This is a genomic window from Streptosporangium sp. NPDC000396 (assembly GCF_042898655.1).
Taxonomy (GTDB): Bacteria; Actinomycetota; Actinomycetes; order Streptosporangiales; family Streptosporangiaceae; genus Streptosporangium.
The window spans coordinates 1-13,879 of sequence record NZ_JBIAZA010000065.1; the positions used below are offsets into that span (position 1 = coordinate 1).

The window sequence follows — 13,879 nt, forward strand, 5'->3', positions numbered from 1 at the left end:
GGCCTGCCCCGACGGCACGCACGGCGCACCAACAAGATCATAAGAACCCGAAGATCACCACATCGAAAATCTCTACGGTTCGAGGGTATTGCCAGGGCTCTCAACTTGTAGTGGTTTGTTTCTGCTGACGGTTTTGCGGGTGAGTGCCGCGCTGATGTCGTCCTGGATCACCATCCGTTTGTACTCGGCCTCCCATTTTCGCCGTGGTAGCCGCTTCGCGGGTACCGCCCCTGGGCAACGGACATGAAGTTCTGGCTCTGTCCCGCTTTCGGTGGTTCGTGATGGAGCGTGGTGGCAGCCGGCCTCATGGCATGAGCAGGACGCGCTTGCGGAGCGGGGCGAGACCGGCGCGGCCGTACATCTGACGTTTGATCATCTTGATCCGGTCGACGTTGCCTTCCACGCCAGACCGGCGGCTCGGGCCCGACCCGCCAAAATGGCCGCCGGCTGCGGCTTGGTACGAAACGACGGATCGCTACGCCCGCGGGACAGCCGATCCGCGGGCGTGTAGGGCAGCGCATGCAGCGGGTAATGAACCCGCTCATCGGCCCACAGCGTGCTCACCGCCACGATCCCGTTCTCGATCTTCTCGACCGAGCCCAGGTACTGGTGAGCGACATGGAAGGACACCGCCGCGATCGCGTAGGTCTGCAGAAGCTCGCGGGAGCGGGTCGCCGGCCGTGGCCGAGGGAAGGTAGTAGCGCTATCCTTCCATAATGCACGATCAACAAGGACCCTCGGATCGGGGCGTCACCTTCCAGATGATCTTGCATGACTCCTCTCGCGAACCTGTCGATCCCGGTCGGCAGGCCGCTGTGCAAACCCTATAGGCCATCTCCTCGAAAGGGCTGATCGTGACGCTCGGCATGGTTCTCGGCGACGCCTCTCGCGCTTCGACGCGGGAGCGGTAGCCCTTCCTGCCTTATCACTTCCGTCCGTGCGGCAGCACGGGCGAGATTCCGCGTTCCTCGTCGAAGTGCTCTTCGTGTTACCTGCACGTTCGATCACGAGGAGTACGTGGTGTCCACGATCCACTGGACCGAAGCCCACACCGTCCGATCCGCCCGCTGGCATTCCGAGAACGCGGCCCCACCGCCCAGACGGATCACCGTCGCGGACGACCGCATCAAAGCCGACACCGCCTATCGCCTCGCCTGCGAGGGCACAGCGTTGCTGTGGCGAGGCGACTTCCGCAACGCACGTCAACTCCTGCGGGCGATGAGTCGCCGCATTGACCGGAAACCTCTCCCATCAGGAAACAACGCTCAAGAGACCTTCTGTCTTCACCGCCGTGCCCGCAGTGACCGTGCACGCGTCCTGGGCAGGCTGGTCGCGCTACTGGACGACACCCACGCCCTGGGCCTGCGCCGAGCTCCAGATGTGCGTCAAGCATGCACTGAGGCATACGGCCCGCCCCACGAGCCGATGGCGGTCTCCCTCAAAGAGCTGCTGGGCGTGATCGGGGCACACCAGTGGCGCCTCAAGGGCGTAGAAATACCCTTCATCGGCGCTCGCGTCCATCCCCACTACGGCGTCTTCTCCCCCGTCAGAGGCGAGTACATCGATCTGGTCGCCCACGCTCCACTCCGGCGCACCCACCGCACCGCGTTCGACCTCGGCACGGGGACCGGAGTACTCGCCGCCGTTCTGGCTCACCGAGGGGTCGATCGCATCACCGCCACCGACATCAGCCCACGTGCGCTGGCCTGCGCCCGCGACAACGTTCGTCAGCTGGGCCTCGCTGCCCGCATCGATGTCACGGGCCCCTGCCTCTTCCCCGAGGGTCGCGCCGACCTTATCGTCTGCAATCCGCCCTGGATTCCCGCCCGGCCGACCTCAGCCCTCGAACACGGCGTCTACGATCCGGACAGCACCATGCTTCACGGCTTCCTGAACGGACTCGCCGCTCATCTGCAACCAGGTGGCGAAGGATGGCTCGTCCTGTCCGACCTGGCCGAGCACCTCGGACTCAGGCCGCGCGATCAGTTGCCGACCCTGATCGAGACAGCGGGCCTTCGCGTGGTGGGCAAGATCGACACCAGGCCGCGACACCCACGGGCCACAGACACCGGGGATGTCTTCCACGCGGCCCGCGCCGCGGAAATCACCTCGCTGTGGCGTCTGACCAGCAAGTGACCGCACTTCAGCGCGGCCGGTCGCCTGGAGCGAGCAGGCTGGTGAGCTCGGCATCGGACACCGGCTTCCCACGCTCAGCGGCGATAGGTGCTCGTCTGCTCGCCGAGTCGTGGCGAGCAGACAAGCGTCGGGTTGCCCGGTGGCGCGGGCTACATGGTCGTCCCGCCTGAGACATCGAGACGGTGTCCGGTGATGTAGCGGCTGTCGTCGGAGGCCAGAAAGGCGACGGTATCGGCCACGTCCTCCGGCGTGCCCAGCCGTCCGAGGGGCGTCATCGACGACAGCCAGGCCAAGGCCTCGCCGACCAGGCGTCCTTGGTGCATGTCGGTATCGATGACGCCGGGTGCCACGACGTTGACCGTGATACCGCGTGGCCCGAGCTGCTTGGCCAGGGCGGTGGTCAGGACGTCGAGTGCGGCCTTGGACATGGCGTAGTCGATCGCCCTGGGCATGGCCGCTCCTCGGGTCAGCATGGTGCCCACGGTGATGATCCGCCCGCCGTCGCGCAGCCGTGGCAGGGCGAGTTGTGTGACGAAGAACGGGGCGGTGGTGTTGACCGCGAACAGGTGCTCGAAGCCCTCTCGGGTGACGCCGTCGATCTCGGTCTGGTCGCCGAGGATGCCCGCATTGTTGACCAGGATGTCCAGCGCGTCGGCGTGGGCGTCGAAGCCGGACCACAGGGCTTCGGCGTCACCCGGCGCGCCCAGCTCGGCCTGGACGGCGAAGGCCTGTCCACCGGCCGCTTCGATGGTGGCGACGGTGTCCTTGGCGGCCGCATGGTTGCCGCCGTAATGCACGGCGACCCGGGCGCCTTCGCTAGCCAGCCGGGTGGCTATCGCACGGCCGATGCCCCGGCTCGCACCGGTCACCAACGCCGTCTTTCCGGTCAATCTCATCATGATCATGCCTTTCTGTTTCATGCGGTGTAGGGGGTGGTGGCCTTGGCATCGCGCAGGACCCGCGCCCACCACGTGACCTGGTCCAGGAGGGTCTTGGCAGCAGTGGCCGGGCCGACAGGGTCCTTCGGCTGCCCGTTGCCGTCGAAGCACTCCCATGCGCCGTGGAAGCTGACGGTGTCCCGGGTGGTGACGGCGTGCAGCTCGGCGAAGACCGCACGCAGGTGCTCCACCGCGCGCAGGCCTCCAGAGATGCCGCCATAGGACACGAACGCCACCGGCTTGGCGTGGAACTGCTGGTTGTGCCAGTCGATCGCGTTCTTCAGTGCGGCCGGGTAGCTGTGGTTGTACTCGGGGGTCACCACCACGAACGCGTCGGCAGCCTCCAGCCGCGGGGTCAGCTCGCCCAGTGCCCTCAGCACCGGCTCCGGCACGGACATCGACGGCGCCGCCGCCCCGATCGGCACGTCCACCAGGTCGATCACGTCGACGTCAAGGTCCGGGCGTGCTGTGGCCTGACCGGCGAACCAGGTGGCCACGGTCGGGCCGAGGCGACCGTCGCGCACACTGCCGACGATGACGGCCAGCCGCAGCGGGTTATCGGTCACGGTGTTCTCCCTTCTTGACGGAGGCCTGTCGCAGAGCCGCCAGCAGCGTGCTCTCGGTCTGTGATCCGGTGAGCGGGGGCAGGTTCTCGATGAGGAAGACCGGCACGCCGGTGATGCCGAGGCGGCGCACGTGGTCAAGCCGGGCGCGCACGGCGGCGAGGGGTACGCTGCCGGTGGCGACGCCGACCTCGGCGGCCAACCGGGCGAGGGTGTCGGGGTCGCCGATGTGCAGCCCGTCGGTGGAGGCGCCTGGGGCGAGCTCGAAAGGCAGGAATTCCACCGTCACCCCCACGCCCTCGGCTCTGAGCCGGTTGGCGGCGCGGGCGAAACGGGTGTAGCCGAGGTAGGAGTGCGAGCAGATGACATCCACCACGATCTGGGCTTTCACGCTGTGCGGCATGAGTCGCTCCCTCACGCGGCCGCGGTGGCGGGTTCGGCGGGGATCCGGTCGCGCAATGGAACCTCGCGGATGAACCAGGCCAGCGCGAAGGCGAGGACGCCCAGCGCGGCCGCACCGAGGGCCATGGCGTGGATGCCGCTGGAGACGGCGAGCTGAACCGCCTCCTGGGCCGAGGCCGGGAGCTGGGCGAGCGCATCGGGAGTCAGCCGGCCGGAGGCGATTCGGGTACCGGTCTCCGCGCCGAGGCGGTCGACGAGTGTGTCCTGCAGCCGGGCGGTGTACAAGGCGCCTAGGGCGGCCATGCCCAGTGAGGCGCCCATGGTGTGCCAGAGGGTGACCGAACCGCTGGCCGCCCCCATGTCACGGGGCTCGGCGCTGTTGACGGTGATGATCGTGGTGGACTGCATCAGCAGGCCCACGCCGATGCCGCCGATCAGCGTGAGACCGGAGGCGAGTGCCAGGCTGGTGCCGGGCCGCAGGAACAGCAGCACGAGCATGCCGACGGCCACGGTGGCGCCGCCGAGGATCGGGTAGATCCGGTAGCGGCCGGTGTGGCTGATGAGCCGGCCGGTGCCGATCAGCACGGCGACCATGCCCAGCATCGCGGGCAGGATCAGCATGCCGCTGGCGATCGGCGAGGCGCTCTGCACCAGCTGCATGTACTGGGGAAGGAAGGTGGCCGCGACCACCATGCCGACGCCACCCAGGAAGCGGATGACCTGGGCGAGGGTGAAGTTGCGGTCGGCGAACAATCTCAGCGGGACGATCGGTTCGGCCGCGCGCCGCTCCACGAACATCAAGGCGGCCAGCGCCGCCAGCCCGATCAGGATCAGCCCGAGGATCGGACCCGAACCCCAGGCGTACCGGGTGCCGCCCCAGCCGGCGACCAGACTCAGCACCACCAGCGCCACTGTCAGCAGCAGCGCCCCCAGGTAGTCGATCCGCGCTCTGATCCGGCGCGGCTCCAGCCGTACGGCGGTGCCGATGAGCAGCAAGGCGGCCGCCCCGATGGGGAGATTGACGAAGAACGCCCACCGCCAGCCCAAGTGCTCGGCGAACAGGCCACCGAGCAACGGTCCGGCGATGAAGGCGATCGGCATCATCGTCCCGAACAGCCCCATGAGCCTGCCGCTGTGCCGGGGCGGCACCAGCTCGCCGATCAGCGCCAGGGCACCGGTCATCAGGCCTCCCGCGCCCAGCCCCTGCACCATCCGGAAGCCGACGAGCTGGATCATGTCCTGTGCGACCCCCGACAGGCCGGATCCCAGCAGGAAGATCACGATCGAGGCCATGTAGACCGCCTTGCGACCGTAGAGGTCGCCGAGTTTCCCCCAGATCGGCGTCGAGGCGGCCATGCAGATCAGATAGGCCGTCGCCACCCAGGAGAAGTACTCCAGACCGCCGAGATCCCGCATGATCGTCGGCAGCGCGGGCCCGAGCATCATGCCGTCCAACGGAGCCGTGATCATGCCCAGCATCACGCCGATCACGCCCGTGCGAAGTGATCGTTCCACGCGCCCTCCCTAATTTGCGTACTTCGTACTCGAAATGGACCATAGCGATTCAGGTACCATGTACGCAAATAGAGAAGGGATGCACATGGCCGACGAGGAACCGACCAGCATCTGGATGCAGCCGGAGCGCCAGGAGCGCTCCGGACCGGGGCGACGCCCTGGTTACAGCCGTGAGCAGATCACCCGAACGGCCGTCCAGATCGCCGACGCGGAGGGAGTGGAGGCCGCGACCATGCGGCGGATCGCGTGCGAGCTGGGCACCGGCGCCATGTCGCTCTACCGCTACGTGCCCCGGCGCGACGACCTGTTCGATCTCATGATCGACATGGTGATGAGCGAGATCGAGCTTCCCGGCAGCCCCTCCGGTGACTGGCGCTCCGACCTGACGCTGCTGGCCCGGCGGATCCGCGCCACCGGCCTACGCCATCCCTGGCTGATCGCGCTGCTCACCAGCCGGCCGACGCTGGGCCCCAACCTGCTGCGCGTGCACGAGTTCGCGCTCGGCACGCTCGACGGGCTCGGTCTCGACATCGACGACATCACCGGCCTCATCGGCATGTTCAACGACTACGTCCACAGCGCGATCCGCCGTGAGATCGGCTGGTTGGAGGAGGCTCGCCGTACCGGACTGGACCCTGAGCGCTGGAAGCGGGACTACATCGGGCCGTATGTGAGCCAGATCGTCGAATCTAGGGCCTTCCCGCTGTTCAGCCGGTCGGTGCTGGACTCCCGCACCGCGCATCTCGCCTCCGAGGAGCGCTTCCGGCACGGGCTCGACCGCATCCTCGATGCCCTCGCCGCGCTCATCACATCGCTCCGCTCCCGTTGACCAGAAAGGCAGTGCCGCTCCTGCGGAGGAGCGGCGGGATATGGCATGAGCGGACCGAACCCTGGGCACCAGCGGCGCGGCCACCGCCCACGACTCGTCATGGACTTCCCACGGCTTCGGCCGAGCCATCTCACACCTCCCGGCTCATCGATCCCCGAGTGATCCAACCACCTCGAAGTCTCGCCCGAGGCGGCTGCTAGCGTGTGCTCGTGCCGAAAACAGACAAGGTGCGCCGTCGCTGAGAGCGGCGGCGCAAAACCCCAGTTCTCGCCGTCGCTCCTGACCCCTTGGCCAGGAGCGCCTTCGTGGCGCTCGGATTTCCCTTGTTCCGGAGCGCACCCATGTTTGCCTTGTCTTTTCGTCAACGTCGGCGTGTCCTTTTGGCTGCCCTCATCTCTGATGCGGTGTTCCCACTCGCGATCACCGGTGCGACAGCAGTCGTGCCTGATGTGACCGCGCAGCTGCCCGGTGCGGGTGTCCTGGGTCCGTGGATCGTCCTCGCCTACAACGGGCTCTTTGCCGCAGCTCTACTGCTGGCTGGGGTGACAGCGGATCGCACCGCCCGCACCCGGTTCTTCGCCGTCGGCAATATCGTCGTCGCAGCCACCGGGGTCTTGTCCGCCCTCGCTCCGAACCTGTTGTCTCTGGTGGCACTTCGCGCGGTCGCCGGCGTCGGGGCGGCGATGTGCGCCGCCGGTGGTTCGTCGATGGTCTTGGCCGTGTACCCGCCGGAGGAGCGGCGTCGGGTGTACGGCTACGCGGGCGCCGTGCTGGGCAGCAGTCTGGCTCTGGGACCGGTCGTTGCCCAGGCCCTCATGGCCATCGGAGGTTGGCCCCTCGTCTTCGTCGCGCCGGGGACTGTCGCCGCCGTCGCAGCCTTGGCCGCGCTCGGGCTTCCGGGCCTTCGCAGCCCCAAGCTGTCCGATCACTTCGACTTTGCCGGCGCCGCTCTTTTCGGGGTGACCGTCGCCGCCGTGGTGACCGCACTCGGGATGAGCTTCGGGTCCGGCGTCCCGTGGTGGGGGCCAGGTGGGCTAATCCTCGTCGCGGCGGCCGGCGCCACCGGCCTCATCCGCGTGGAACGGCGCGCGGCCGATCCCGCGATCCCCGTGGACCTGTTGCGGATTCCCGCCTATCGTGCGTACGCCGTGGCGACGGGTGCCTTCATGGGGATGCTCGTGGTGGGGTTGACCGTGCTCCCTCAGCTCGGCGCCGCCCAGAGCATGGGCTCAAGCAAGGCGGCGGTCATGCTCAGCCTGCTGACCGTGCCGTCAACGGTCCTTCCGCTTCTTGCCGCTCGGCTCGCGCGCCGGCTGGCACGGCAGCTGGTGACAACCGCCCTGTTCGCCTGCACCGTCACCGCCGTCATCCTCCAGGTGACCGACCATCCTGCCGTCCTTCTCATCGCGGCCGGGATTATCGGGCTGTGTCTTGGGCTGACCGAAGGCGTCCCGGACGGGCAAGCGCTCAACTACGTGCCCTCCCATCGCGGAGGGGCGGGTGCCGCGCTGTTCAGCACGACGCGGATGAGCCTTGAAACTCTCACCCTGGCCGCTGCCACCGGGGTGATGACAGCTCTCGGTCCCTCATCCGGAATGGCAGTCGCTGGAGCCATGTGCCTTACCGCCGCCCTCATCGTCCGGCAAGCCGTCCCCTCCCGCGATGCATAGACGGCCATTCCACCCTCGGTCATGTTGCGTGCGAACCGGTCGAACTTCGTCGTGGTCAGCACCACCTGCCGCCCGCCGACGGCCGCCGCAGTAGCTGTGAGCTAGATCATGGTTGAGGTTGACCTTGGGTCAGGGTGAAAGCTCGTCGCAGCGGCACGACGCCGATCGGACATAACAGATTTGAAGGAGCAGACCACCATGTCCATCACCCTTTCCGACCAGGACAAGAGCGCCCTGCGGACCGCCGCGTACGGCGCCGTGTCGTTGATGGCCGCTGCCACCGGTTCGCCCCACAAGGCCGCCACGAATGCCTCCGTCGCCCTGACGTCGGCGACCGGTCTGGTCGGGCACGTGCTCACCGCGAAGGCCAAGGACATCGAACTGAAGGGCAAGACCGTCGCCGAACTCGCCGACCGGGTACTGCCGACCCTGACCGCAGCCATGAAGCTGCTCGGCAGGCAAGCTCCGGCAGAAGCCGACAACTTCCGCAGCACCATCCTCCTCGCCATCGAAGCCGCCCAGGTCCACCCGGACAAGCCCAGCACCACCACGGCCGCGATGGCCCGCAAGATCACCGCCGCCCTCGACGCCGCCGGGGTGGCCACTGCGGACAGCGGGGCTGCGCCGGCGGCTGCTGCCGGGCAGGACCGCCCGGAGCTGCAGAAGGCGATCGAGGAGATCGTCGATTCCGGTTTCGTCGGGGTGTCGCTGCGGGTGCACGATGAGCGGGGCGAGTGGGTCGGCAGTGCCGGGGCGGCCGAGCTGGGCGGGGCCGCGAAGCCGCCGACGAACGGGCATGTCCGGATCGGCAGCAACACCAAGACCTTCACCGCGACCCTGGTGCTGCAACTGGTGGCCGAGGGCAAGGTCAGGCTGGACACCCCGGCGGATGACTATCTGCCCGAGTTCGGGCTGGACGAGCGGATCACGGTGCGGATGCTGTTGCAGCACACCAGCGGGGTGTTCAACTTCAGCGGCGAGGTCAACGCTGACGGGACGGTCGTGCCGGGGATCCCCATCCCCTACAGCACCACGGGCAAAGAGTGGATGGACAACCGGCTCAAGACCTACCGGCCGCAGGAGCTGGTGGAGCTGGCGTTGTCCAAGCCGGCGCGGTTCGAGCCGGGGACGGGCTGGAGCTATTCCAACACCAACTACGTGCTGGCCAGGCTGCTGATCGAGAAGGTCACCGGCCGTTCGGTCGCCGAGGAGATGCAGCGGCTGATCCTGGGGCCGCTCGGGCTGTCGGGCACCGTGGCGCCGGACGCCTCGCCGGAGATCCCCGAGCCGCACGCCCACGCCTACTACCGGTACGAGGACGCCGGCGAGCAGAAGACGATCGACATCACCCGCCAGAACCCCTCCTGGATCTCCAGCGGCGGCGACATGATCTCGACCACTCAGGACCTCCACACGTTCATCTCCGCACTGATGGGCGGCAAGCTCCTGCCGGCCCCGCTGCTGGCCGAGATGTGCACCCCGCACCCGACGGGCATCCCGAACATGGACTACGGCCTGGGAGTGTTCGTGGTGAACACGGACGGCGGCACCGTCATCTCCCACAACGGCGCCGCCGTGGGCCACGCGGCGCTGATGTACAGCACACCCGACGGCAGCAAGACCCTGACCGCCGCGCTGAACTGCGTGGACGACGCCGACTTGTCCATCGCGACAGCGTTCCTGAACGCCCAGCAAAGGCTCGTCAACGAGGTGTTCTGCGGTGGGCAGGCCGATCCGGCTCAGCCGGCGGACTGAGCACCTGTGACCTGCACGCACCGAGGGGCGACCCCTTCCGGTCGTGCACCAGGTAGCACGCGAACCGGGGCCACGCCGAACTCAACGAGCTCGGCGTGGCCGGTCCACACGCTCGACCGTGGCGTGCGTAATCACCGAGCTCGAGTACAAGGCAGGATGAGCAGATGAGGAACGGAGTCACGATCGGGCAGGCGGCGGCATTCGTCGGCGTCACGGTGAAAACGGTGCGGCATTACCACAAGCTCGGCCTGGTCGAGGAGCCGGAACGCGACAGCTCTGGCTACCGGCGGTACGGATCGGCCGATCTGTTGCGGCTGGTGCAGGCCCGGACGCTGGCCGCCGCCGGGGTTCCGCTGGCCGAGATCGGGCCCCTGCTCGACGCCGATGCCGCGCTGTTCGCCGCCGCGCTTTCCGACGTCGAGCGGCAGCTCACCGAACGGATCGAGGAGTTGATCGCGCGGCGTGACACGCTGCGTCGGCTCGCCGACGGTGACCGGGCTCTGCTGCCCGACCGCGCTGTGGCGCTGCTGGAGCGGATGCTCGGCCTCGGATTCCCCGCGGATGAGGTGGCGGCCACCAGGGAGGGCTGGGTGCTGGCCAAGGCCCTGGTCCCAGAAGGTTTCGACGACTACCTCACCCATTTCGAGCACGCCCTCGAAGACACCCGGTTCGTGGCCTTGATCAAGCGCGGCGCCGAAGCCACGACCTGGGAACCGGACGACCCGCGCATCGCCGAGCTCGCCACCGCCATTGCCGACCACTTCCTCGCCAACCCCGCACTGCTGAAGATCGTGACCGGTCTGCAAGCCCGCACCGAGGCCGCGACCCGGTACACACTGATCGCCCTCCACGGCGAAGAACAGGGATCGGCCGCGGCCCGGGGGGTCGCGCTCGTCGAGACCAAGCTCCGCTCCGCCGGCATCCATATCCCCAGACCAGACTCCCACTGACCGAGCCGTGCTCCGGTCCTTCGGCCCGGCGACCGGCCGGGGCCTGCCCACAGACACCGCTGGAGCGGTCCGCCGGCTCAAGGCCCAGGACTACCCGGTCCGAGATGAACGTGGAAGACCGGTGTCTTCCACGTTCACCCGTCGCGCACAGCGTGCGCTGTCGGCCTGTTCTGGCTGGCCCGCTGCTACCTTTCCCTGCGGACGCCCTGGGCGAGTTCGGCGGTGAGGGCATGGATGGCCGCGAGTCCGGCAGCCTGGTCGGGGGCCTCGAGGAGGGCCTTGACGAAGGCCGAGCCGACGATCACGCCGTCGGCGAAGCCGGCGATCTCGGCAGCCTGCTCCGGGGCGGACACACCGATGCCGACGCAGACCGGGAGGCCGGTCACCGCTCTGGTGCGCCGTACGAGGTCGCCGGCGGCGGCGCCGACGGTGTCGCGGGCGCCGGTGACGCCCATGAGGGAGGCGGCGTACACGAATCCGGATCCGGCTGCGGTGATCTGCTTCAGCCGTTCGTCCTTGGTGCTGGGTGCGACGACGAAGATGGTGGCCAGGCCTTGCTTGTCGGCGTGTTCGCGCCATACTGCGGATTCCTGGACGGGGAGGTCGGGCAGGATGCAGCCGGCGCCGCCGGCGTCAGCGAGTTCGGCGGTGAAGCGTTCGATGCCGTAGCGGGCGATCGGGTTCCAGTACGACATGACCAGGACGGGCTTGCCCGTGGCGGCGTGCGCTTGGTGGACGGTACGGATGACGTCGGCGATTTTGAGGCCGCCGCGCAGGGCGATGTCGTCGGCGGTCTGGATGACCGGGCCGTCCAGGACCGGGTCGCTGTGCGGCAGTCCGACCTCGACGATGTCGGCGCCGGACTCAAGAACCGTCTTGACCGCTGCGATGCCACCGTCGACGGTCGGGAAACCGGCCGGGAGGTAGGCGATGAGCGCGGCTCGGTCCTCGGCCCTGGCCTGGGCGAGGGTGTCGTTCAACAGCTGGATGTTGCCACTCACTTCGACTCCCCGTCGGTGTCGTGCAGCCCGAAGTAGCGGGCGGCGGTGTCCATGTCCTTGTCGCCGCGGCCGGACAGGTTGACCAGGATCAGTCCGTCCTCGCCGAGTTCCTTGCCGACTTCGAGGGCTCCGGCGAGGGCGTGGGCGCTCTCGATCGCCGGGATGATCCCCTCGGTGCGCGACAGGAGCCGGAACGCCCGCATCGCCTGGTCATCGGTGACCGGAACGTATTCGGCACGGCCGAGATCGTTGAGGTAGGCGTGCTCGGGGCCGATGCCCGGGTAGTCCAGCCCAGCGGAGATCGAGTACGGCTCCCTGATCTGGCCCTCCTCGTCCTGCAGCACATAGGAGCGGGAGCCATGCAGGATGCCGGACTCGCCCGCCGACAGTGTCGCCGCGTGTTTCCCGGTCTCGACGCCATGCCCGGCGGCCTCGCAGCCGACCAGGCGCACACTGCTGTCCGAGAGGAAGCCGTGGAACAGGCCGAGGGCATTGGATCCGCCGCCGACGCACGCGATCGCCGCATCAGGCAGGCGGCCGGTGCGGTCCAGGATCTGGCGGCGGGCCTCGATGCCGATGACGCGCTGGAAGTCGCGGACCATGGCCGGGAACGGGTGCGGGCCGGCCGCGGTGCCGAACAGGTAATGGGTGGACTCGACGTTGGCGACCCAGTCCCGGAACGCCTCGTTGATGGCGTCCTTGAGGGTGCGAGACCCCGACGTGACCGGGACGACCTTCGCTCCGAGCATCCGCATCCGGGCGACGTTCAGTGCCTGTCGCCGCATGTCGATCTCGCCCATGTAGACGACGCATTCGAGGCCGAACAGCGCGCAGGCGGTGGCCGTCGCGACACCGTGCGACCCGGCGCCGGTCTCCGCTATCACCCGCGGCTTGCCCATCCGCTTGGCGAGCAGGGCCTGCCCGAGCACGTTGTTGACCTTGTGAGAGCCCGTGTGGTTCAGATCCTCCCGCTTGAGGAACACCCGGGCGCCACCGGCGTGCTCGGCGAACCGCGGCACCTCGGTCAGAGCACTCGGCCGCCCGGTGTAGTTGACGAGCAGAGCCCCGAACTCGGCGACGAACTCCGGATCTGCCTTGGCCTTCTCATACTCGACGGCGACCTCATCCACCGCGGCGACGAGTGCCTCCGGGATGAACTTGCCGCCGAACGCGCCGAAATAGCCCTCAGCGTCAGGGGCGCGGCCCTCGGGGACCGGGATGAAGAATTCGCTGGACATGCGACAGCTCCTACGCCGGGGCGTCCGCCCCGGATGTCTGGCTAACGGTGATCACGGATCGCGTCTCCGCGCAGAGGGGCGGGCGCCCCAGCCCTTTCCGCCCGACCTGCGGCCAGCCGGCACCGGCAAGCCCGGGCAACTCCCGACGCGCTCAAAGAACGGCAAGAGAGTCTGGGGACGGCACCCAGAGGCCGAGCAAGGTGATGAGCCAGGGAAACGGCAGGTCAGAGAACAAACCGGTCAGGGAAAGAGGCGGGCGAAGGAGAGAAGTGATCTTCCTTCAGACGCCCTGCGCCATGCGCGGCGCGCGAGGCCATCGCATCCCGTTGACCTGACCAGGATCGGAGCCGATCGCATACCGGACCCGTCGGCCGCGCACCCGCCGTGCAGGCGCCCGGCAGCCGCGAGGGCGGCAACCAGGGGCGAGACGGGTAGCAACAGACATGCCCGAAGCCTACCTTCTGCCTAGAACAACAGAACAGCGACCCCTCCCGCTCCAGGCTCTTGCCGCAGTAAATCCGGTGTTTACCGCGGCAACGCCGCGGGCTTTGTGTGAACAGCGCGGCGAAGCGGCCGTGGTCACGCGTCATCCCCGCGTCGGCGAACTCGCCATCCGCCCGCCGGGCGAGGACGGTCGTGGCGGCCCGTTGCCGGATGTGCTGGTGGGTGCCGGTGAGGCGATATCGCAGGACGGGGAGGTCAGTCATGATGCCTGAGCTCTCCTGTTCGCGGGATGGTGTTCGTCTCAACGGCCCGACGAGACAACCGCTGGGAATGTGAGGCCACGCGCCAACCTCACAGTTCGGTGCGCTGTCTCGTCGATCTGGTGAGGGCAGATGCGACCACGGAAAGTCAGGGACACCATGACCACCTCACCCGAGC

Annotated in this window: 13 protein-coding genes; 5 read left to right on the plus strand and 8 right to left on the minus strand. The window is 68.2% G+C overall.

The window, feature by feature from the left end; translation table 11 throughout:
- Positions 1-372: 372 nt before the first annotated feature.
- Entirely contained in the window at positions 373-630 is a 258-nt protein-coding gene (locus tag ACFY2X_RS46800) for a hypothetical protein (RefSeq protein ID WP_389951849.1), read from the minus strand.
- A 390-nt stretch (positions 631-1,020) separates the two neighbouring features.
- Between ACFY2X_RS46800 and ACFY2X_RS46805 the strand changes: the two genes are divergently transcribed.
- Positions 1,021-2,136, plus strand: a complete 1,116-nt coding sequence (locus ACFY2X_RS46805) for a methyltransferase (RefSeq protein WP_389951819.1) — start codon at positions 1,021-1,023, stop codon at positions 2,134-2,136.
- Between the two features lie 149 nt (positions 2,137-2,285).
- On the opposite strand, the gene ACFY2X_RS46810 is transcribed toward ACFY2X_RS46805, so the two are convergent.
- From ACFY2X_RS46810 to ACFY2X_RS46825, 4 genes are read right to left on the minus strand one after another with little or no spacing between them, the layout of a single operon-like run.
- Complete coding sequence (locus ACFY2X_RS46810; RefSeq protein WP_389951821.1) at positions 2,286-3,035, minus strand: SDR family oxidoreductase; 750 nt, start codon at positions 3,033-3,035, stop codon at positions 2,286-2,288.
- 17 nt (positions 3,036-3,052) lie between these two features.
- Positions 3,053-3,640 (minus strand): NADPH-dependent FMN reductase, encoded by a 588-nt coding sequence (locus ACFY2X_RS46815; RefSeq protein ID WP_389951823.1) that lies wholly within the window; start codon positions 3,638-3,640, stop codon positions 3,053-3,055.
- Positions 3,630-4,040: a DsbA family protein gene (locus ACFY2X_RS46820; RefSeq protein ID WP_389951825.1), complete on the minus strand. Its 411-nt coding sequence runs from the start codon at positions 4,038-4,040 to the stop codon at positions 3,630-3,632. Before ACFY2X_RS46820 ends, ACFY2X_RS46815 begins: the two co-directional genes overlap by 11 nt.
- Before the next feature lie 11 nt (positions 4,041-4,051).
- Positions 4,052-5,554 (minus strand): MDR family MFS transporter, encoded by a 1,503-nt coding sequence (locus ACFY2X_RS46825; RefSeq protein WP_389951827.1) that lies wholly within the window; start codon positions 5,552-5,554, stop codon positions 4,052-4,054.
- Between the two features lie 85 nt (positions 5,555-5,639).
- On the opposite strand from ACFY2X_RS46825, the gene ACFY2X_RS46830 reads away from it, so the two are divergent.
- The 4 genes from ACFY2X_RS46830 (at position 5,640) to ACFY2X_RS46845 (ending at position 10,758) form a co-directional block, all read left to right on the plus strand.
- Entirely contained in the window at positions 5,640-6,383 is a 744-nt protein-coding gene (locus ACFY2X_RS46830) for a TetR/AcrR family transcriptional regulator (RefSeq protein ID WP_389951830.1), read from the plus strand.
- A 305-nt stretch (positions 6,384-6,688) separates the two neighbouring features.
- On the plus strand, positions 6,689-8,053 hold the full coding sequence (locus ACFY2X_RS46835) for an MFS transporter (RefSeq protein ID WP_389951833.1): 1,365 nt from the start codon (positions 6,689-6,691) through the stop codon (positions 8,051-8,053).
- A gap of 198 nt (positions 8,054-8,251) precedes the next feature.
- Positions 8,252-9,808: a serine hydrolase domain-containing protein gene (locus tag ACFY2X_RS46840; protein WP_389951835.1), complete on the plus strand. Its 1,557-nt coding sequence runs from the start codon at positions 8,252-8,254 to the stop codon at positions 9,806-9,808.
- A gap of 164 nt (positions 9,809-9,972) precedes the next feature.
- A complete protein-coding gene (locus ACFY2X_RS46845; protein WP_389951837.1) occupies positions 9,973-10,758 on the plus strand; it encodes a MerR family transcriptional regulator in 786 nt (261 codons plus the stop codon).
- 185 nt (positions 10,759-10,943) lie between these two features.
- Here the strand turns inward: ACFY2X_RS46845 and trpA are convergent, their stop codons facing one another.
- From trpA to trpM, 3 genes are all read right to left on the minus strand, one after another.
- Positions 10,944-11,759, minus strand: a complete 816-nt coding sequence (gene trpA / locus ACFY2X_RS46850; protein ID WP_389951840.1) for a tryptophan synthase subunit alpha — start codon at positions 11,757-11,759, stop codon at positions 10,944-10,946.
- Entirely contained in the window at positions 11,756-12,997 is a 1,242-nt protein-coding gene (gene trpB, locus ACFY2X_RS46855) for a tryptophan synthase subunit beta (RefSeq protein ID WP_389951843.1), read from the minus strand. The genes trpA and trpB overlap by 4 nt, the downstream gene beginning before the upstream one ends.
- 280 nt (positions 12,998-13,277) lie before the next feature.
- Positions 13,278-13,442 carry a tryptophan biosynthesis modulator TrpM gene (trpM, locus tag ACFY2X_RS46860; RefSeq protein ID WP_389951846.1) on the minus strand — a complete coding sequence of 55 codons (165 nt, stop codon included), beginning with the start codon at positions 13,440-13,442 and terminating at the stop codon, positions 13,278-13,280.
- Between the last annotated feature and the right edge of the window lie 437 nt (positions 13,443-13,879).

Excerpts from the sequence above, each read along its gene's own strand:
- ACFY2X_RS46810 (WP_389951821.1), bottom strand. The coding sequence starts at position 3,035 with ATGATGAGATTGACCGGAAAGACGGCGTTGGTGACCGGTGCGAGCCGG.
- ACFY2X_RS46820 (WP_389951825.1), bottom strand. The coding sequence starts at position 4,040 with ATGCCGCACAGCGTGAAAGCCCAGATCGTGGTGGATGTCATCTGCTCG.
- ACFY2X_RS46830 (WP_389951830.1), top strand. The coding sequence starts at position 5,640 with ATGGCCGACGAGGAACCGACCAGCATCTGGATGCAGCCGGAGCGCCAG.
- ACFY2X_RS46840 (WP_389951835.1), top strand. The coding sequence starts at position 8,252 with ATGTCCATCACCCTTTCCGACCAGGACAAGAGCGCCCTGCGGACCGCC.
- ACFY2X_RS46845 (WP_389951837.1), top strand. The coding sequence starts at position 9,973 with ATGAGGAACGGAGTCACGATCGGGCAGGCGGCGGCATTCGTCGGCGTC.
- trpB (WP_389951843.1), bottom strand. The coding sequence starts at position 12,997 with ATGTCCAGCGAATTCTTCATCCCGGTCCCCGAGGGCCGCGCCCCTGAC.
- trpM (WP_389951846.1), bottom strand. The coding sequence starts at position 13,442 with ATGTCTGTTGCTACCCGTCTCGCCCCTGGTTGCCGCCCTCGCGGCTGC.